This is a genomic window from Mesomycoplasma sp. (assembly GCF_056854695.1).
Genome location: NZ_JBXGGF010000004.1, coordinates 26,774 through 47,835, shown reverse-complemented (window position 1 = coordinate 47,835; position 21,062 = coordinate 26,774). Strand labels below are relative to the sequence as shown.

General features: G+C 27.0%; 23 protein-coding genes. All 23 read right to left on the bottom strand.

The annotated features are described in order from the left end of the window. Position 1: 1 nt before the first annotated feature. Positions 2 to 1,387 (bottom strand): 5-methylcytosine restriction system specificity protein McrC, encoded by a 1,386-nt coding sequence (locus tag ACJHWB_RS00895; RefSeq protein ID WP_483132641.1) that lies wholly within the window; start codon positions 1,385 to 1,387, stop codon positions 2 to 4. Between the two features lies 1 nt (position 1,388). Further along, positions 1,389 to 3,233: an McrB family protein gene (locus ACJHWB_RS00890; RefSeq protein ID WP_483132640.1), complete on the bottom strand. Its 1,845-nt coding sequence runs from the start codon at positions 3,231 to 3,233 to the stop codon at positions 1,389 to 1,391. A gap of 1 nt (position 3,234) precedes the next feature. Further along, positions 3,235 to 3,387, bottom strand: a complete 153-nt coding sequence (locus ACJHWB_RS00885) for a hypothetical protein (protein WP_483132639.1) — start codon at positions 3,385 to 3,387, stop codon at positions 3,235 to 3,237. 39 nt (positions 3,388 to 3,426) lie between these two features. Then, positions 3,427 to 6,009, bottom strand: a complete 2,583-nt coding sequence (gene gyrA, locus ACJHWB_RS00880) for a DNA gyrase subunit A (RefSeq protein WP_483132638.1) — start codon at positions 6,007 to 6,009, stop codon at positions 3,427 to 3,429. A gap of 285 nt (positions 6,010 to 6,294) precedes the next feature. Then, positions 6,295 to 6,693, bottom strand: a complete 399-nt coding sequence (locus ACJHWB_RS00875) for a hypothetical protein (protein WP_483132637.1) — start codon at positions 6,691 to 6,693, stop codon at positions 6,295 to 6,297. Positions 6,694 to 6,721: 28 nt separating this feature from the next. Continuing rightward, entirely contained in the window at positions 6,722 to 8,119 is a 1,398-nt protein-coding gene (gene tig, locus ACJHWB_RS00870; RefSeq protein ID WP_483132636.1) for a trigger factor, read from the bottom strand. Between the two features lie 28 nt (positions 8,120 to 8,147). Then, positions 8,148 to 8,726, bottom strand: coding sequence for a CinA family protein (locus tag ACJHWB_RS00865; RefSeq protein ID WP_483132635.1), 579 nt, complete (start codon positions 8,724 to 8,726; stop codon positions 8,148 to 8,150). 6 nt (positions 8,727 to 8,732) lie between these two features. After that, positions 8,733 to 9,020: a hypothetical protein gene (locus ACJHWB_RS00860; RefSeq protein WP_483132634.1), complete on the bottom strand. Its 288-nt coding sequence runs from the start codon at positions 9,018 to 9,020 to the stop codon at positions 8,733 to 8,735. Next, complete coding sequence (gene atpD / locus ACJHWB_RS00855) at positions 9,007 to 10,428, bottom strand: F0F1 ATP synthase subunit beta (protein ID WP_483132633.1); 1,422 nt, start codon at positions 10,426 to 10,428, stop codon at positions 9,007 to 9,009. The genes ACJHWB_RS00860 and atpD overlap by 14 nt, the downstream gene beginning before the upstream one ends. Before the next feature lie 10 nt (positions 10,429 to 10,438). Beyond that, positions 10,439 to 11,275 carry an ATP synthase F1 subunit gamma gene (gene atpG, locus ACJHWB_RS00850; RefSeq protein ID WP_483132632.1) on the bottom strand — a complete coding sequence of 279 codons (837 nt, stop codon included), beginning with the start codon at positions 11,273 to 11,275 and terminating at the stop codon, positions 10,439 to 10,441. Further along, positions 11,276 to 12,796: a F0F1 ATP synthase subunit alpha gene (gene atpA / locus ACJHWB_RS00845; RefSeq protein WP_483132631.1), complete on the bottom strand. Its 1,521-nt coding sequence runs from the start codon at positions 12,794 to 12,796 to the stop codon at positions 11,276 to 11,278. Positions 12,797 to 12,805: 9 nt separating this feature from the next. After that, positions 12,806 to 13,348 (bottom strand): F0F1 ATP synthase subunit delta, encoded by a 543-nt coding sequence (locus ACJHWB_RS00840; RefSeq protein ID WP_483132630.1) that lies wholly within the window; start codon positions 13,346 to 13,348, stop codon positions 12,806 to 12,808. Positions 13,349 to 13,350: 2 nt separating this feature from the next. Beyond that, a complete protein-coding gene (locus ACJHWB_RS00835; RefSeq protein ID WP_483132629.1) occupies positions 13,351 to 13,896 on the bottom strand; it encodes a F0F1 ATP synthase subunit B family protein in 546 nt (181 codons plus the stop codon). Positions 13,897 to 13,910: 14 nt separating this feature from the next. Next, positions 13,911 to 14,222 (bottom strand): ATP synthase F0 subunit C, encoded by a 312-nt coding sequence (gene atpE, locus ACJHWB_RS00830; protein WP_483132628.1) that lies wholly within the window; start codon positions 14,220 to 14,222, stop codon positions 13,911 to 13,913. A gap of 54 nt (positions 14,223 to 14,276) precedes the next feature. Next, a complete protein-coding gene (locus ACJHWB_RS00825; RefSeq protein ID WP_483132627.1) occupies positions 14,277 to 15,014 on the bottom strand; it encodes a F0F1 ATP synthase subunit A in 738 nt (245 codons plus the stop codon). Further along, positions 14,998 to 15,453, bottom strand: coding sequence for a hypothetical protein (locus tag ACJHWB_RS00820; protein ID WP_483132626.1), 456 nt, complete (start codon positions 15,451 to 15,453; stop codon positions 14,998 to 15,000). The genes ACJHWB_RS00825 and ACJHWB_RS00820 overlap by 17 nt, the downstream gene beginning before the upstream one ends. Before the next feature lie 46 nt (positions 15,454 to 15,499). After that, complete coding sequence (locus ACJHWB_RS00815; RefSeq protein ID WP_483132719.1) at positions 15,500 to 16,624, bottom strand: Y-family DNA polymerase; 1,125 nt, start codon at positions 16,622 to 16,624, stop codon at positions 15,500 to 15,502. Positions 16,625 to 16,753: 129 nt separating this feature from the next. Then, positions 16,754 to 16,978 (bottom strand): acyl carrier protein, encoded by a 225-nt coding sequence (locus tag ACJHWB_RS00810; protein ID WP_483132625.1) that lies wholly within the window; start codon positions 16,976 to 16,978, stop codon positions 16,754 to 16,756. A gap of 7 nt (positions 16,979 to 16,985) precedes the next feature. Continuing rightward, positions 16,986 to 17,399, bottom strand: coding sequence for an MHO_1590 family protein (locus ACJHWB_RS00805; protein ID WP_483132624.1), 414 nt, complete (start codon positions 17,397 to 17,399; stop codon positions 16,986 to 16,988). Continuing rightward, on the bottom strand, positions 17,383 to 18,549 hold the full coding sequence (locus ACJHWB_RS00800) for an MHO_1580 family protein (protein ID WP_483132623.1): 1,167 nt from the start codon (positions 18,547 to 18,549) through the stop codon (positions 17,383 to 17,385). Before ACJHWB_RS00800 ends, ACJHWB_RS00805 begins: the two co-directional genes overlap by 17 nt. Positions 18,550 to 18,556: 7 nt before the next feature. Next, positions 18,557 to 18,919, bottom strand: a complete 363-nt coding sequence (locus tag ACJHWB_RS00795; protein WP_483132622.1) for an MG284/MPN403 family protein — start codon at positions 18,917 to 18,919, stop codon at positions 18,557 to 18,559. After that, the gene (gene obgE, locus ACJHWB_RS00790) at positions 18,910 to 20,154 is read right to left on the bottom strand and encodes a GTPase ObgE (RefSeq protein ID WP_483132621.1); all 1,245 of its coding nucleotides are present in this window, start codon (positions 20,152 to 20,154) and stop codon (positions 18,910 to 18,912) included. Before obgE ends, ACJHWB_RS00795 begins: the two co-directional genes overlap by 10 nt. After that, positions 20,154 to 20,879, bottom strand: coding sequence for a phosphotransferase (locus tag ACJHWB_RS00785; protein WP_483132620.1), 726 nt, complete (start codon positions 20,877 to 20,879; stop codon positions 20,154 to 20,156). Before ACJHWB_RS00785 ends, obgE begins: the two co-directional genes overlap by 1 nt. Positions 20,880 to 21,062: the final 183 nt, after the last annotated feature.

Sequence of the window (21,062 nt, the reverse complement as noted above, 5' to 3'; positions counted from 1 at the left end):
TTTAACTATATATTTTTTTCACACTTTTAAATATGTTATTAATATTATTAATAAATTCTAAAATATTATCTGGTTCACCTGTTTCAACATTACATAAAAAGGGGACTTTTAGTATATGTATGTTAGTTTTTCTCTTATCGTTTATTATTAGTTTTTGGGGAAATGTGTTGTGAGTTTCATTTTCTCACAAAGGATACAGTAAAATTACAGAATTGGCAACTTTGTCTTGATTTATAAATTCTGTATTTTTGTAAGGAGTGCTTAACAAATTGTATGAATATGCTATTAATTGATAAATATCTCTTTTTTTTATATCGCTTAGTTTATTAATTTTTTTATACTTACAATCAGCAATAATATTTATTTTATCTTGAACAATAACTATATCTGGTTCCATTCAAAGATTTAATGATGTAATGTTCTGTAAACTTAAATTGTTAAAATTATTTTGCGTATTTTCTCATTCCCCTAATATATAACTTTTTTTCTCTCTTACTTCAATATTCATTTCTTTTAATTGTTTTTGAACAAATTTTTCAAAAACGTCATACATATTTAATAACAAAGAAAAACCCGTAAACTTTCCGTAATTATTAAAATATGAATTTTGTAAAATGACTTTGCTCATTTGTAAAATGTTTTCAAATTCAAAAGGCACATTGTAAAAATGAATCAAATCACAATCTTTTTTAGAAACATTTGTATCATTAACATCTTGCAAGTATCACAATAATTCTTGAATTAATTTATTAGTATCATTGTATGATTTATCGAGTTTTAACAATATTATTTTCAAACATTTTTTAACAATTTGATTAAACAAGTTTTTGTGAGTGTATTCAAAAAACGAACTTTTAAATTTAAAAAAATATCCTTTTGATATTTTATTTTTAAAATATTCATCAAAATCAATCTTTCCCTTAATAAATAATGTGTCTTTTTTTACCAAATTATATTGATGGTAAACTTGTTTATTAAAAACATCAAACACTTGGCGCACATAGTGCGCTAAAAATCAATCAACTATTGAATAGTTAGACAATTTATTATTTATTTCAGCTATTCCATGGTGATTTAAAAAAGTTTTTTTATTCTTATCATTATTTTGTGCATAAAAATATCAATACTTTATATTAGTAAACAACTTATAATTAGCCTCTTTACCAGAAATATTGTTAAAAATTTTTGGAAAAATATTTATTTCTATTTTATCAAACCAAATGTGACCTACATAATTATTTAAATCAATAGAGTTGTTAAAAGTATTTTCTTTCAAATGATTTATCAAAGAATCAACATCAACATTATTTTTTTTCAATTTATCTAATGTTTGAGTTAACTGATTTTCTCAAATATTGATTTGTTTTATTTTATTATTAGGTAACATTTTATTTACTATTATAATTTTCTACAAATTCATTTATATTTTTTTCTATAATTTCAATATGATTAGGATTTAAATTAATATCACTTTTAAGAAGTGGCCAAATTTCTTTAGATAAAATTTCTTTTATTCTTTCTTTAGTTTTTTTATTATCTATATTTTTTTTAACTTTCATAAAATAACTGTGGCCTATTTGTTTGTTTAAAGAAAATTTAGATTCAATTTCTTTGTTTAATTTTACAAAAACATCTTTAGCATAATCATTGTTTATAAAATCTTTGCTAGGTTTTTTTTCTTCAAAAATAAAACGTCTCCTAAATGCAAAATCAAAATGTGCGATAGAATGATCATTATCATTCATTGTACCTATTATATAAAGGTTATCTGGAATTCCAAATTTTTCACCACTGGTTGGCAAAGTTACCGTTCAACTTCCATATCATTCGCCTTTACAGTTTTCGCCACCAGCACATTGATTGTTATTACAATCATTTCTTAATCTTTTATTAGATTCGATTAATGTAAAACATTCTCCAAATATTTGAGATACATTACCCCTATTAATTTCATCAATAATTAAAACATAGTTTTTGTGATGATTTTTTATTGCTTTATCAACAATATTTCTTAAAATACCTTTTTTTAGCTTGAATTGTAGCATATTTCCAAATTGATTATTTGGAGAGCCATATTTATCCTCGGTATTTCCATCTACAAGAACAGGTTTTATTCCTTCTATAAAGTCTTCATATCCATAATTTTGATGAAATGTTATTATTTCTATTTGATTATCTTCATCTATCTTATGTTTCTCAAATGTTTTTGTTTTATTGTCCAAGAATTCTGATGTTGAACTATATTCTTCTTTTCATTTATTATTTGAGATAATTCAATCAGCTAATTGTTTTGAACAGTAAGTTTTTCCGGTGCCAGGAACACCATAGTAAATTATATTTTTATCATATTTGGTCCATGATATTGGGCAATGAAAATTTTTATTTTCTATTTTGTGAATCTTATTGATTTCATTACTATTTAGAGATTGAGTCTCAATTAAAATCATACGTTTTAGCTTCTTACTTAAATCGGAAATGCTAATATTGCTTTTATTTTCTTCTAAATATTTTTTAATAACAATATCAAACAAAAGTCTATTTTGTTCATTGCAACTAGTTTCTATTTTGTAATTTTGATATTCTTCTTTTGTAAGCCAATTGTTATTATAGCTTTCATTTATAATTTTGTCTTTGACTGAATGAATAAAATCACTTAGCACTTTATCTTTGCTTGTTTGATCTTTTTTTTCACAAAATAAAAAGTTAAATGAATCCTTCTTACTCTCATTATTTAACTTTTTTGAAAATAAGAAAATTTTATCTAATTTTTCTTTGAAACTCAAACTATCATACAATTTAAAATAATTAAGATCATTATTCTTATTTCTCTCATAATATTCTTTAAAATCCCCGCATGTAAGATCTTCTAAAATATTATTACATTTATATGGTTTTAACTCATCTGACATAAGTTGAAATAATCAATAACATGAATCTTTAAATTTATTATGCGAAAAATCAAAATTACTATCTTGACTTTTTTTATTAAATATATACATATTGTGAGGAGTAGTCATTTGTGTTCAGCTTTTTCTTAAAATATCCCCAAAAATAAATTTAAATACTGAGTCAAGAGAATAAAAATAAGTTGTAGATTTTTTAGCTAATTTTTTTAAATGCTCATATTTGAATTCAATAGTTTTCTTATCATGAAGTTGAAAAGTAGTAATAAATTCTTTTCTATTTCTTCTATCATTATTATTTATATCTTTATTTTCATAAGATAATAACATTTTAGCTTTTTTTTATTTCATAATAAAAATATTCAATTTGCAAACTATTTTTATCATAAATAATATGCAATGTTGCTAAAAAATACAAATCTTTTCGTTTGCCCTTTATATCAAAACTTGATACAGCTATATTATTATTTTCTAAAATGTTCATGTTATTCTATTTATAGCATTTTTTTATAATATTAATTAACTATTCAATCTTAGAAATAATTGTAACTGACTGAATTTGGTCTCCCTTTTTAATGTCTATAATTTTTACACCTTTAGTTACACGACTGCTAGTTGAAATTGTTTCTAAATCAATCCGGATTGCAATACCTTTTTTGGTTAAAATCATGGCTTGCTCATCGCCATTAACTGTACCAATAAAGCAAAGTTTTCCTGCTTTTTCTGAATTTAAGGCAAGCACACCTTTACTATTACGGCTTGTTAATCTATACTCATCAACTGAAGTCATTTTTCCATAACCTAAATCACCAACAGTGAAGACAAAACCACCTGTTTGACTGTGGCAAGCCCCAACAACATGTTCACTTGCATCTAACTTAATACCTTTGATTCCAATTGCTACACGACCACTTGCTCGCACAGTTGATAAATCAAATCTATTTGCTCTTCCTGATGAACTACCAATAATAATTTGACTATCATCACTAGCAATCAATGCTTTAACTAATGAGTCATCATCATTTAATTTAAGAGCATATTTTCCATTTTTATTAATATTTTCATATTCACTTAAGCGAGTTTTTTTAATAATACCCTTAGCTGAAACGGTAATCAAAAAGTGTGAATCATAATCCTGATTTCATATTAGAAGTGATGTGACTGATTCATCTTTTTCTAATGGTAATAGGTTAATAAAAGGAGTTCCTTTAGCATTACGCGAAGAGTCTGGAACCATATGAGTTCTTAATTTAAAAATTCTAGCTTTGGATGTAATAATCAAAAGGTCGGTGTGGGTGTTGGCAAATCAAATTCCTTTAAGTTCATCATCTTTATATAACGAAGATGTTGAACTCCCCTTCCCACCACGGTTTTGTGTTCGATATTCATCTAAGTTAATTCGTTTAACATAGTTGTTTTGAGTTAAACAAATAATAACATCTTGACGAGTTATTAAATCTTCGTCAACAATAACACTAAGCTCGCCATTAATTTGTGAACGACGTTTGTCACCAAAGTTTTTGGCAACTTCACGATGTTGCTCAACAATTAAATCTACTAATTTTTCTTCTGAGGTTAAAATTGAATTAATGTAATCAATTTGCTCTGAAATTTGTTGTAATTCAACTAACAATTTTTCAACCGCCAACGAAGTTAAGCGACCTAAACGCATATCAACAATAGCTTTGGTTTGTGTTGAGTTTAAATCAAAACGTTCAGCAAGTCTTTGTTGTGCATCAGCATCAGACTTACTAGATTTAATAATTTTAACAACTTCATCAATATTTTCAACAGCAATTTTAACTCCGAGCAAAATATTTTGTTTTTCTAATGCATTTTTTAAATCGAACTGTAGTGCTCGAGTGGTAATCTCTTTTTGATGTAAAAAGTATTGTCATAGAATTTGCTTAAGGTTCAATAATTTAGGTTGACCTTTTACAAGAGCTAGCATATTCATGCTATAACTAATTTGCAAGTCTGTATCTTTATAAAGTTGGTTTAAAATAATTTCTGGATCAAAACCTTTTTTAATTTCAAAAACTACACGAATTCCTTGCCTATTAGTTTCATCCCGAACATCTTTAATCCCATTAATTCTTTTTTCATGAACTAACTGAACAACTTTTTCAATAATTGCTGGTTTTTTCACCTCATAAGGAATTTCATAAAAAATAATTTTAGACTTACCAGAATTAAATCTTTCAATTTCGGCTTTTGAACGAATGGTAAAACTACCTCTACCAGTCATGTAAGCTTGAATAATACCGCTTTGTCCGAAAATATCAGCACCTGTTGGAAAATCAGGTCCTGGTAAACTTCTTGCCAACTCTTCTTCACTAATATCGTTGTTTTTAGCAAGTAAAATAAAGGTTTCAATAACTTCAGAAAGGTTATGTGGTGGAATTTTAGTTGCCATACCAACTGCAATTCCAGTTACACCTGAAACTAGTAAGTTTGGAAACCTAGCTGGCAAAACTACAGGTTCTTGTTCACTACCATCATAGTTATCAGCAAAATCTACTGTATTTTTTTTAATATTTTCAACCATCAAAGAAGCGATTTTTGACATTCTCGCTTCTGTATAACGCATTGCAGCGGCTTCATCACCATCTATGGAACCAAAGTTTCCATGCCCATCGACTAAAGGATATCTTAGCGAAAAAGACTGAGCCATACGAACCATAGAATCATAAACCGAAGAATCACCATGTGGGTGATATTTACCAAGCACATCCCCAACAATACGAGCGGATTTTTTATAAGCACTATTGTAAGTTATTCCAAGGTCGCTCATTGTATATAAAATACGACGATGAACTGGTTTTAACCCATCTCGAACATCTGGCAAGGCACGAGATATAATAACAGACATTGAGTAATCTAAAAAAGAATTTCGCATTTCTTCTTCAATTACTCTAGGAATAATATTTTTAGTTTCTCCTTCTATTAATTGTGAAGAAATAATATAATCATCTTTATCTTGAGGTATATTTTCTTCTTCAGGATCTTCTTTAGTGTTTTCTGAATTTTCATTAAAAACTACTTTGACTTCCTCATCTTTAATAAAGTCAAATTCTTTTTCTTTATCATCATCAAAAAAAGCCATAATTTCCCTTTGTTTCAATCCCGATTAAATACAAATATAAGTAATAAATTTTACCAAAAAAAGGCCATTTTTTTATAATTTACTTATTTTATGCTTGTATTCTTAATGAATCAAATAACTAACTTAGTAATTTATATTATAAATTAATTATTTATCGAGTAATTAATATCAATTAGCATGCTAATTTGTGTTATTTAAATTAAATTAAAAAGTACCAAAAAGGTACTTTTTAAATAAATTATTTATTTTCTTGTGTAAACTAGTTATTAAAGTATAAATTTAATTTTAACTAGAAGTATCACTTCCTGAGCTTGTAGTTTTAGGTTGCTCTTGTGAAGCTTGATTTTGATTTTCTGATTTTGAAGAAGTTAGTTTGTCTAATTTATCTTTAATCTCTTTAATATCATTAGATAACTTATCAATATTACCTGAAACTTTAGCCAATTTTTTAATATCATCTGGATTAATTGAACCAATTGAGTCAATAACTTGTTTTACTTTTTCAATATTATTTTGAACATACTGAACAGCATCTGTTTTTGTCACAGCATAAAAAGCACCACCAAACATAGTACCTACTACAATAACACTTCCTAAAAAAGAAGAAATAATTGTAATTAAAAATAATGATAATTTAGATATAGGTTTTTTTTTAAAAAGATTTTCTTTTGATATATTATACATTTGATATTATATGTGTTTCTTTCTTTTATTATTTTTTTGATTTAGTTGAACTTTTTGTTTTTGTAGTTTCTTTTTTGTTTGATTCTTCTACTTCATTAATTGTTTCTTTTTTAGCAGTTTTTTTGTCTTTGGACTTAGAAGAAATACTATTTCATTCAATTAATTTATCTAAAACCTTACGGTTTGTGATGTTCATTTGTAAATGTTGAAGTGCAGTTGGATTTGCTTTTAATTCATCAACTTTTTTACCAGTAATTAAACCAAAACGCTCTATTTCTTCATTAAGTTCATTATCTAAAACTGCGAGTGATTCACGTTTTGCGATTTCTGCAAAAACAAAAGAAGTTTGAAGACTCAATACAGCTTGTTGGTTAACTTGCTCAAAAATGTCTTTATTTGAGAATTTAGTTATCTTAAGATATTCATCAATTGTGAATCCTTGACTTTTAAGTGTATCATTAAAACTTCCATAAATTCTAGACATTTCACGATCTAACAATTTGTTAGAAATAGGAATTTCTACTGATTTAAGAATTTCAGCGAAGGCATCTTTTTGAAAATTACTACGAGCCATTTCCATTTGTTCTCTTTTAGTAAGATCTTCTAAATAGGATTCTAGTTGTGATATAGTAGTTACATTATTAATTTTAAGAGCAGCAACAAAATCATTGGTTAACTCTGCTGGTTGATTTTCTTTGATATTGTTGATTTTTACTTTAAAAACTGCTGGTTGAGAAGCGTAGGCCGGAATGTGATAATCCGCTGGAAACACAACATCTATACTTTTGAATTCACCCTTTTTAAGTCCAATCAGTTGTTCTTCAAATCCTTCAATAAAACTTTTAGATCCGATTTTTAAATCAAAATCTTCAGCTTCTCCGCCTTCAAAAGGTTTATCATCAATAAAACCTTTAAAGTTAAAATTAATTAAATCACCATTTTTGATGCCACGATCAACGTCAATATGTTTTCCTTTTGCAGCTAGAAGACGATCAATTTGAGCTTTTACATCCTCTTTTGTTACAACAGGAATTTCGAATTTAGTCTCTAATTTTTTATACTCTGGCAATTTAATTTCCGGATAAATTGGAAATAAAAAGTTAACTTTTAATGTCTCAGCTGTTGATTCAATAACTTGAACAAATGGTTCAAAATCAATAACATGATCATCATCCATTATGTTACTTGAACATTGTTTTAAAAGTGTAGGTATAGCTTCTCTTGTTGCAAGCTCAATTACAGAACCTAGTTCAATATATTGTTTAGCTTTATCAAGTGGAACTTTCCCTTTTCGAAAACCTTTAATTTGAATATTAGCAGCTTTTTTTTCAAACGCTTTGCTAATAGATTTTTGTCACAAATCTTTGTCAGCTTCAATAGTAATTTTTAGTTCAGCTGTTTTAGGTAAAATTTCACGTTTTAACATATTTTACATATCCTTGTTTTTAATATAATTATAAAGGTTTTTTATAATTTTTATTTGTTTTTAAACTATGAAAACTAGTATTTTGTTTTTCTTTCTTTTGAATTAACTGTAGTTGCTTATAAGCAAATTCGATAGATTTTTTAATAATATTAACTCTCGAACCACCTAAATTAAGTTTTCAAACTTTTTCATTTAGTGCAATATAAACTTCACCAACCGGCTTGCCATCTAAAACTTTTGGTCCAGCATTACCTGTAAAAGCAAAGCAATATTTAGTATTAAAAAAAATATTCCCTGCTTTCGACATAGCTAGTGCCGTTTCCCGATTGACAACACCTTTTGAAACATCAATGTCCAATTTTGCTTTAATTTCGTTTTGATAAGTTACAATACCGCCGGCAAAAAATCTAGAGGCACCTGGTTTTGAAACAATTTTAGCAGCAAAACCACCTCCTGTAAATGACTCAATACAAGAAACCAAACTTTTAGTTTCAAAAGTTTGGTTTTTGTTTATTTTATCTTCATTTATTTTTAATTGTCTGGGTTGTACAAAAATTTTTTTAACATTTTTTCTTTGAATTTTATTTTTATTTTGTTTTGTGTTCATTTTGTATTACTCAAACATTGCTTTAGACGTTGTTATAGGTTTGATATCAGATACGAAAATTTGTACTTCATTTGCATCGGCATATAAAACTCCGTCTGCGATCTCAAAAACTTTTCTATTATTGTCGTTTTGAGCACCTATGTAAAGTAATGAAGGGACTAATGTTGCAATTACAGAAATGGCTCCTTGTTGAATTCCACGATATCCATTGGGAGTTTTAAGAGTTACAATAGAATTTTCTTCATTATAAAAAATTCCATTGTGATCGAAAATTTTAATTTTAATCGGTTTCATTTCAGCCCATTTTTTTAGCTTTTTCAAAAGCTTCTTCAATAGAACCTATGTATAAAAATGCTTCTTCTGGCATATTATCATATTTGCCTGAGAGTAATGCTTCAAAAGATCTAATTGTATCTTCTAATTTAATAAATTTTCCAGAAATTCCTGAGAATTTTTCAGCAACAAAAAATGGTTGAGATAAAAAGTTACGAATACGACGAGCACGAGCAACAACTTTTTTATCTTTTTCACTCAACTCGTCAACCCCTAAAATTGCAATAATATCTTGTAATTCTTTAAATCTTTGCAATGTTTCAATAACTTTTCTTGCAACATTGTAATGTTGTTGACCAACAATTGCAGGTTCCAAAATTCTAGATGAACTAGCTAATGGATCGACAGCAGGATAAATTCCTAGTGCGGCAATATTTCTATCTAAAACAGTTTTAGCATCTAGGTGAGAAAATGTTGTTGCTGGTGCTGGATCAGTTAAATCATCAGCTGGCACATAAACGGCTTGAACTGAAGTAATTGAACCTGCGCGTGTTGATGCAATTCTTTCTTGTAATTGTCCCATTTCAGTTGCTAAGGTTGGCTGATATCCAACAGTTGATGGGATACGACCCAACAAGGTAGAAACTTCAGAACCCGCTTGTGTGAAACGGAAAATATTATCAATAAATAATAAAACATCTTGATTTTGAGCATCACGGAAGTATTCAGCCATAGTTAAAGCTGAAAAAGCAACACGCATTCTAGCTCCGGGAGGTTCATTCATTTGACCAAAAACTAATGCTGTTTTATCTAAAACACCAGCCGCTTTCATTTCAAAATAAAGATCGTTTCCTTCACGACTACGTTCACCAACTCCGGCAAATACAGACAATCCACCATGTTGAGTTGCTATGTTGTTAATTAGTTCTTGAACTAAAACGGTTTTACCAACTCCGGCACCACCAAATAATCCAATCTTTCCGCCTTTAACAAAAGGAATTAATAAGTCAATAACTTTGATACCTGTAACCAAAATATCACTAGTTGTCTTTTGATCCAAATAACTTGGTGGAGCAGCGTGAATTGAATGTTTGAGTTCAAATTCAGTATCTTCACCTTCATCAATAGGTTGACCCAAAACATTAAACATTCTTGATAAAACTTGTTTTCCTACCGGAACACGAATTTGTGTACCTGTGTCTAAAACATCCATACCTTTTGAAAGATTATAGGTCATATTCATAGCAATAGTTCTAACAACACCATCACCAATATGTTGTGCTACTTCTAAAACTACTTTATGTGGATTGTCTTCTGTTGGTAATATTTCCAAAGCTGACAAAATTGGTGGCATGTGATTTTCTTCAAATTCTACGTCAATAACAGGACCTAAAATTTGAATAATTGTTCCAATGTTATTTTTTTTCATAATAACTCCTTTAATGCTCTAAGTTTGCACCTATAATTTCAATAATTTCTTGAGTAATAATGGTTTGACGACTTGAGTTAATTTGAAGATCAAGTTTTTCAATAATTTCAGTTGCATTATCACTCGCATTTTCCATAGCAACCCTTCTAGAAGCGATTTCAACTAACTTAGATTCTAAAAATAATTTATGAATTGTTGCTTTTGTATAAAATGGAATTAGCTTGTTTAAAATTTCTTCAGAGGATGGTTCCAAGTCAATAAATTTTTGATTCATTCCCTTCTCTTTTTCCATTTTTTTTAAAGGATAAATTTGATGTACAGAGGGAAGTGAGGTAATAATATTTACAAACTTATTATAACAAACATTGATTTTAGAATAAGTGTTATTTAAAATATAACTAATTATTAATTCTGAAAATTCATTAAGAGTTTCTTCAAAATTATTTTCTTCTATATTTTCATAAATTTTTACAAAATTTTGACTATATTTTTGTAAAGCTACAACACCACGTTTTCCAAAAATTATAATATCATCACCTGGTTTATATTCGTTTTGAAAGCTTTTGATAATAATGTTGTTAAATGAGCCACAAAATCCTAAATTAGAAGTAAATAAAACAAAAAGTTGTTTATTTTCTTTATTAGTTGCAAATAAATTCAAGTTTTCAACACTATTTATAACCAATTGAAAAATAGAATCTAAATTTACAAAAAATTGTTCTGCTTGACTAAATTGCTTTTTAATTTTTGGAATTTTAGCATTAGCTATCATTTCCATAACTTTAGTAATTTTTTCAATATTTTTAATTTGACTAAATCTGGATTTTAACCTATTTAATTTTGGCATTTAAAAAGTTTGTCCTTCATTAAATTTAGTTGCAAAATCTGTAAAAACTTCACAAAGTTCTTTGTTAATTTCACCAGTAATAGCTTGATCTGGGTTAAATGTATTTGCAAAATGAGCAAAATTTTCACTTTTAATAAAACGTAAAAAATGAGTTTGAAAATCTGAAATTTGTTCAAGAGCTATAAGATCAATAAGAGATTCACGAATAAAAACTAACAGCATAACTTGTTCAAATTCACTTAAATGAAAATGTTGGTCTTGCTTTAGTAATGCATAAATTTTATTTCCACGATCTAAAATTAACTGTGAAGTTTTACCAAGATCAGATCCAAATTGAGCGAAAGCTTTCAATTCATTGTATTGTGCAAGTTGTAATTTTAGGTTAGATGATGCTGATTTCATAGCTTTTGTTTGAGCAGTTGATCCAACACGCGAAACAGAAAAACCAATATCAATAGCTGGTTTTTGTCCACTATTAAATAAATTATCACGAACAAAAATTTGACCATCTGTAATTGAAATAATGTTAGTTGGAATATAAGCACTAATATCACCAGCTTGAGTTTCAATAATTGGTAAAGCACTAATAGATCCACCACCATATTTTTCAGCTAATTGTGAAGAACGTTCTAATAAATAAGAGTGTTGATAAAAAATATCTCCTGGAAAAGCTTCACGTCCTGGTGGTCTTCTTAAAAGAAGTGACAGTGTTCTATAAGCAACAGCGTGTTTAGATAGATCATCATAAACTATTAAAACATCTTTTCCACTATGCATTCATTCTTCAGCAATTGCTGTTCCTGTGTAAGGTGCAATGTATTGAAGTGGTGCTAACTCACTAGCTCCAGCAGTTACAACTGTTGTGTATTCCATAGCACCTTGACGTTCGAGAAGTGAAACAATTTGTGCAACTGTAGAATTTTTTTGACCAATTGCAACATAAACACAATAAACATTTTTACCTTTTTGGTTTAAAATTGTGTCAATTGCAATAGTTGTTTTTCCGGTTTGACGGTCACCAATAATTAATTCACGTTGACCTTTACCAATTGGCACAATTGCATCAATTGCTAAAATTCCAGTTTTTAAACCTCTATCAACACTTTGGCGCTCCATAATTGATGGTGCTTCAGAAAAAATTTCTCTTCTTTTCTTAGTTTGAATTTCACCTTTGCCATCGACTGGATTTCCTAGAGCATCAACTACACGACCTAAAAGTTCATCGCCAACTATAGATGAAATAACTTTTCTTGTTCTTTTAACAGTAGTTCCTTGAAATACAGAGTTTTCATCTCCCATGATAACAACACCAACTAGGTCTTGTTCAAGATTTAAAGCAATACCATAAACGTGATTGTCAAATTCAACTAATTCACCAAGTTTTACTTTTTCAATTCCAAAAACTAAGGCAACCCCATCACCAACAACTATAACTTTTCCAACCTCATCTGCTGCGACTTGATTTTCAAAATGTTTGATTTGTTCTCGAATAACTGCTGCAATATTTGTATTTTTAAGCATTTTAGCTCCTTATTTTAATTTTAAAAGGTGTGATTTTAATTCTTTTAATTGTAAATTAATGGAATTTTCAAACACTTGATGGTCAACAATTATTTTAATTCCTGAAATTAAATCTGGATTTATTACTGGTTTGAGAAAAACTTTTTTAGATATTTTTTTAGAAATAAGTTTTTCTAAATCAGCCACTTTTTGATGTGAAATGGGAAAGGCTGTTTCAATTTGACCATGAGCAATATTCAAATGTTCAGAAGCCATTTCGTTAAATTTAGATAAAATCGGTTTTAGAAAAATAACAATATTATTTTTTACTAAAACTTTTAAAAAATTAACTATAAATGAACTAAAAAAAGGACCAAAAACATTATTAATTAATTCATATTTTTCTTCATGAGTAACCAAATAAGAATTTAATATGTTTGCAAATTTACTATCATTTAAAATAATTTGATTAACTTCTTTGCATTCATTTTGCAAATTTGGCAAAATATTGTGCTCTAAACCAACTTCCACTAAAGACTCAGCATATAAATGCAAGATTTTTGGATTTAGCATGTTTAGGCTTCCATTTCTTTTTCAAGTTGATTAATTAGTTCTTGTTGAACTTCTTCGTTATATTCTACTTTGGAACCCAAAAATTTAGCAGCAATGAAAAAAGCACTATCTAGAACATCTTTTTTGTTACGCGCTAAAAAATTAGCTTCCATTTGTTCAACACTTTTTCGACCATCAGATACTATTTGACTTGCAGTTAAATGCGCTTGTTTTACACTTTGTTCTAAAATTTGATTAGCTTCTTGTTGAGCTTTTTCAAAAATTTCTGCTTTGATTTTTTGAGCTTCTTGTAATTCAATATTCTTTTGTTTTTCAAGTTCTAAAGATTTTTTATTATTAGCAATAGTGCTATCAATATGTTGTTGTAAAAAAGCTCTTTTTTCTTCTAAAAATTTTTTAGTTGGCTTATATACTAAAAAAGTAACTATAACAAATAATAGAATAAAAGCTAAAAAGGTTGCGCCAAAAACATACGGATTAGGTAAAACTCCTTTAAAGAGTTCACTAATTCAATGACTAAGCCCCATTTTTGACTGACTATCTTGCATTTTAGTTCCTTAAATTATTGTTTAACAAATATTAGTAAAAGTGCAACAATCAAAGAGTAAATTGACGCTGTTTCTGTAATAGCTGCACCAAGAATCATAACTTTAAAAATTTTCTTTTGCGCTTCAGGATTACGACCTGTAGCTTCAACAGCTTTACCAGATGTAAATCCTTGTCCAACACCAGAACCCACAGCACCAACCATAGCGATTCCGGCCCCTATTGCTGCTCCAAAAGATGAAATATGATCTCCTGAAGCTGCTTGACTCATTTTTTCTACAGCTTTGGTTGTTTCCTCTGCAGCAAAATTAACGATTGAAAAATCCATAATAAATCCTTTCGATTGTAAAAAAACAAAATTTTAAAACTATTTTTATTTTATTTATAAATTTTGGGTAGCTAATTTTTCTTTATTAGCTTTTTGTTGCTTAATTGCTCTTGGCCATTCTTCGTTTATTTCCATTGATCAATATGAAACAGTTAAAATTGTAAAAATAAAAGCTTGAACCGTTGAGTCAAAAATATCAAAATAAACCAATAATGGAGGAAAAATTAAAACAGCTGGTAAATTGAATGCCCCAAAACTTCCTAAAGGTATAAGGTTATAAAGTCCGTGTAAACCATAATAAATAACAAGTAGTAAAACAGAACCACCAATTATATTCCCATACATCCTAAAGGATATAGAAATTAAAGGAGCTACAGCTCCCACTAATTTAATTGGATCTGCGTATTGAATAATGAATCGAAATTTACCATAGAGGAAACCTATAACAAAAATCCCACATCAAGTTATAAATCCTAAGGCCAAAGTAACAGACGAAGAACCTGCAACGGGTTCAAGGCCTACTACTGATAGTAAATTACCAAAGAAAAAAAAAGTAAATAAAGAAAAAATATATGGTTTTACTTTGTTTATATACCCTTCACCAGAATCTTCAACTAAATCATCTATAAAAATAAAATATGATTCCACAGCAAGTAAAAATGCTGAAGGCGCTTTGTCAACTTTAGCACTTTTTATCTTAAAAAAAATAGTAATAGATAAAACTGTTATTATAATTATTAAAATAAAAAATGTAAAAAGTTGCGGTTGTTGCCAATTAGAAAGAAAATCCATCTCACCTCCTATCAATATTTTTTCACCCTCATATAATTAGAATAATTGTGAATGATAAACTACCTAAAATAAATGTAATAAAATTTATTGGTTTTAAAATTACATCCACATTTGATACATGTTCATACTGCTTATTAATAAAAATAACTAAAAAAAAGAAGAAACCATATCCTAAGCTTACAAAAGTAGAATAGGTAAAACTAATAAAAAATGTGGTGAATTTTCGATATTGTTGATTTTGAAATGATTTGATAACCTTTATTTTTAATTTAATTTTAGTTAATCAGGCTCAAAAAACAACAACAAGTGAAGATACTCATCCGAGAATAAGTGAGTAATTTCAAAAAGCTGTTATTAAAAAAACAATACTTAAAATGCTAAAAAAACTAAGATATCAAAAGAAAATATTATTTTTATATTTACTAATAATTTTTTTCACATTTCTCCCGGATGCTAAATATTATAATACTATTTAATTTTTCCTATTATTTTTTTAGCGCTTTTGCAATAATAATTTTTTTATCAAATTTTTTATTTAGATTTTCGATAATTTCTACCACTGTTTTATTTGTTTTTTTATTAATTGTGCTATTTTCAGTTATATTAGTTAAATTAATTCCTAAACCCAAAATATCACTAAAATTTTCTATTTGATTTAGTAGTTCTAATACTTTTGAATAAATAACATCAAAATTAGTTGTTGGAAAATCTAATTTATTGTGAAAATGAGTTGTTTCACCTAATCGAGTTTTAAAAAAAATTTCAACTTTACTTGTTTGTTTGTTATTTACTTCAAGTTTAGTTATTAAATCTTTTAAAAAATCTTTAATTAACAATGTAACTTTTTTATTATCTACATCTTCGGATCGCAAAAAAGTATTAAAATGAGAAATAATTTTAAAATTTGACTTTTTATCAACAATACAATTATCGCCTTTACTCAATAAATTTTCAAAAAAATATTTTAAACTAACTCCAAGAATTTGAAGTAATTCTGGATGCTCTTCGCCCAAAGCAATAAAATCTTTAATAGTTTTAATATTCATTTTTTTTAATTTAGAAATTCTAACTTTACCGATACCTATAAGTTCACCAATTGGTAAAGAAAAAATAAATTCATCAAGCATACTTGGTTTTAGTCAAAGTATGTTTGCTTTGTTTTGTTTTGCAAGATTTGTAGCCATTTTTGCTAATAATTTATTATGAGCCACCCCTATAGAAATAGGTAATTCTAAAGTTTCTTCTATTATTTGTTTTATGTAAAACAAAGCGGATTCTACTGTTTTGAATTTAGATACAAAATTTGAAATATCTACAAAACATTCATCAATTGAATAAATTTCTAAATCTGAACTTATTTTTTTTGCAATAAAATTAAAAAATTGATTTGACAAAAACTTATAATAAGGCAAATTTGGCCTAATAATAACTAAATCAGGAATTACTTTTTTAATTTGAAAAATTTTGTCCGTTATATTAAAACCTTGTTTTTTTAAATTAGAGGACATTGAAATAGCCATTGCAAATTTGTCACTTCTAGCAATTACAATTGGCTTGTTTTTTAAATGCGGTCTTAATTTGATTTCTGCTGAAACAAAAAAAGTATTTATATCAATATGAGCAATTAATTTAATAATTATTAAATTATATTCAATATGATTTTCTTTAATGAAAAAATCTCAAGAAAGAACTTGAGATTTTTTACACTTATAACATTACACAAAATAACATTACAATTATTATTTAATTTTGCTTGAATATTTATTCATTAAATTTAATATATCACCAACAGTTTGAATTTCCATCAATTCTTCATCAGTAATTTCAATATTGAATTTTTGTTCAAAATCAGTTACTATTTCTACAAAATCTAGTGAATCTATACCTAAATCTTTAATATTTGTTGAATCATCAAAGTTACGTTTTGTATACTGAGCAATTTTTTGATAAATAATTTTTTCCATTTTATTCTTAATTATCCTTAGTAAGATTGAAAATATAATTTTTGTTAACTTTGTGTTGTTTATATGATCACAATAGTTCAATAAAAATAGTTTGTTTGTCATCATTTAATTGATATTTAAAATCAATTTTACCATAAGGTACTTGCAAATTAGCCACAATGTTTTTTATAAATTTTTCTACTAACCTTTTATCTATAAACACTTTTCCATTCTCAACTTGAATTGTATCATAAAAATCAGCTGCATAGATGTTGGGGAAAATTTCCTTATCATGAAATTCATCTTTTACATTAAAATCAATATTTGCTTTTTCATCAATTTTATTGATTTTATTTTGATAAATAATATATCCTCCATAAGATAATCCTCCTATTGCCGCTAATGATAAAATTGTTGTTAAAATTTTAACTCAAATTTTCATCTAGTTCTTCTTGTTCATTTTTACTTAAAGCAATATTTTGCAAAATTTCAATTGTAATAGGGTTTTTAGAAATGTATTCAAAATCTGTATCTACAATTGTAATAGCTTTAGTTGTAAGAAAAGGTTTTTTATAAGTTTTCACTTTTAATTTATAAATACCTTCTGTTTTATGTAAAAGACTTTGTTTTATGTTTTGAATAAAAGCAACTGAAATATCTTTATAATCTGAATTAATAGTTATACTTGCTTTTGGAGTAAGTTTTCCACTAAAATTAAAAGGAATTAAGTAACCTTTTTGCGAAAAAGAGTTATTGCCCAAAATCACTTGTTGTTTTTCAGAATCATAAAATGTATTATTGTTGATTAAAATATCACCAATAATGTATTTTCCTTGAATAATTTCAGGTTGAAAATCTTGAGTATCTAAATTAGGTCTAAACTGAAATTTTAAGTCTAAGCTAGCTCTACCTTCGATTGGTATATTTGTCAACTTCCCTGGTGTGATATTAATTTTTTTCCTTAAATTACCAAATTTAAAATCAGTAGGATTAACACCAACTTTAAAAACAATTGTGTTATAAAATTCTTGCCTAAATTTTTCTGGAAACAAATATATTATAAAATTGTTAATTTTTGTAAAACTCTCAGAAGTTTCTCTACTAATTTCATTTCCAAGATTAGCTAATTGAATTGATTTTATACTTTCAAAAGCTATGCCATCATCTTGAATAAAAAAGTCTGTTTTTTGGTTTCCAAGTTCATTAAATTTAATAGAATTAGAAATTGCAAAAATTTTATTTTCACTAATATAATCTGCATAAATATTCATATTTTCTAATTTGGAAAATTTTATAGATTTTTCTGTGATAGGAAAGTACACTTGAGCAAAAGACTCAGGACTGATTTCTACTTTTTGCGGACCTAAAACTAAAGAATTATTGATTTGAACAAACGCATTTAAGGTACTTTCTTTTTTTACAAAAAAAGTAATCAAAACCGTAAAAGAATCTTGACTTAAATCACGTTCAATTTTAACAAATTGACGCAAGCCTTTAATGTTAGGGTTGGTTGTAACTTCAAAAGAAATATCTCTACAACATTCATTAATATCAATGGTTTTTTGCTCAATGAATTGTTGATTTATTATCATAATTTAATTAAAAATATAAATAATATAAAAATTCATCCATTGCTTTATGAATATTTTTATAGTAAGTGGATTTAGATCAATATTTTTTAATTCAAGCTTTATCTTCTTCCAAAAATTCTTTAATTAAAAGAGTAGAATATTTGGGATCAAGGATTGATAAAATATGTTCTATTGGTGATAATCCTTCTACAAGTGATTTATCAGTAATGTTAAGTGCTTTGAAAACCCTAGCTCTTTCATTGTGTTGTTTGGAAATTTCTAAAATTTGAAAAACACCACTAAATATTTTTTTCTTTACTGAAAATGGTAATTTTCTAATTGCTTCACGCATAGAGGACTCACCAAGAATGTTAAAAAAGTCTAATTTCATACAAACTCCAAATGCATTAATTTAACAATATCGCCTTCTTTTATCCCTTTTTTTATTAATTCATCCCATAAACCAATGTTTTTTAATTTAGAATTAAAACGCAAAAGATTATCTTGTGAATTTATAGGAATTTTTTGAATAATTTTTTCAATTTCAACACCTGTAACTTCAAAAACATTATTATTCTTATGAATATAAAAAGGTTGTTCTAGTTTATATTCAAAAACATCTTCTATTTGTTCGATGGAATTATTATTTTTTATAATAACTAATTCTGAAATTTTGTTTTTAATTAATGATAAATCTTTATCACTTAACAATGAAGTTGGAATTACATTAATATTGGGAAATTTGGCTTTAAAATTATAAAAATTTTGTTCAAAAAAAGATAAATCATTTTTATTTGCAATAACAATTTGAGGTAATTCTAATAAATTTGGATTAAAGTTTTTTAGTTCTTCTCTAATATCTTCAAAATCTTTAATTGGATCTTTGTTTTCTGACCCAAAGTCCACAATGTGTGCAATCACTCTACATCTCTCAATGTGTTTTAAAAACGTAATACCCAAACCTTTGCCTTGCGATGCCCCTTGTATCAATCCAGGCAAGTCTGCAGCTACAAAAGATCTATCTGCCGCTTTTACTAAACCTAATTGTGGAACAATTGTAGTGAATTCATAGTCACCTATTTTCGGAACTGCATTAGAAATTTTAAATAGTAATGTAGACTTACCTGCATTAGGCTTTCCAACAAAACCAACATCAGCCATGACTTTTAAAACTAAATTTAAATTAAACTTTTCTCCTGGATCTCCATTTTCACTAATTTTAGGAGCTTTATTTTTAGATGTTTTAAATTTAGTATTTCCACGGCCACCATTACCACCCCTTGCGATTAAATAATTGGATTGAGTGGTTACATCGCAAATTAATCTTTTACCAACAAAAACTTGCGTTCCTAAAGGCACGGGTATAAAAATATCTTTTCCAGAAGCTCCATATTTGTTTTTATTTGAACCATTTTGTCCATCATTGCCTTTAATAATTTTTAATGAATAAAAATTTAGCAATGTGTTAGAACCGGGGTCTCCTGTAAAAAAAATAGAACCACCTCTACCACCATCACCTCCATCTGGGCCGCCTTTATCGACATGCGCTTCCCTTCTAAATGCAATGGCTCCATTTCCTCCTTTCCCAGCTTGAACTTCAATATTAACTTGATCGATAAATTTCATTAATTATCCTTAAAATTTTCTATTTCTTTTGCCAAAATTTCTATTTTTTCAATAAAGATTGTATCTTCAAAATGCTTAGTTTTTTGTGCATTGTTTCACAATATAACCAAATAATTCACAAATATCTTATGAAATAAAAGATATTTAGGGACATAATCATCATATTCTTCTAAAAATATACTTTCTTGTTCCTTATTTAATCTACTAGATTCAATAAAATATGCAAGATCAAAATGTCTGTCACCTTTTGTAGCGTATTCCCAATCGATAAAAAAAATTTTATCCCTTGACGCAACCATATTCATCATTCATAGATCATTATGTAATGGTGTTGTTTTATCCATATTTTTTAAAATTTTACAAATCAACTTGTAATATTTGTTGATTGTAGGAATTTTAATATTTTTAGAATTTATTTCTTTTATATAGTATTTGACTCTAGCTGAATGATTAGATGGAGGAAATGATAATTTAGAATTATGAATTATTTTTAATTGTGAAGCAATTTTTTTTAAATTTGTTGTATTTATTTCAGGTTCTTGACCTTCAATTCAACTTCATTTAATATATTGAGAAGTTTCATCAATTAATTTTGGTACAAAATCAAATAAAGTAAGCTGTTTGTAATTTATTTTATGATTAAAATTATTGTATTTTTTTTCTTGAACAAAATTTTGACCATCTTTAAATGACTGATTAGTAAAACCTTTTAAAATTTTTTCCATATTTACTTATAAATTTTACTAATTTTTTTAAAGATTTCTGTATTTTTATTGCTAGGCATTTTATTTCCTAGCAAACAATATTAAGAAAAATTGTAAAAAAAGACAAAAAAATAAGAAAAAAAGTGGATTTTTTTACTTTTTTTCCATTTTTTAACTCATTTTTCAAAAAATCTTAAAATTAAA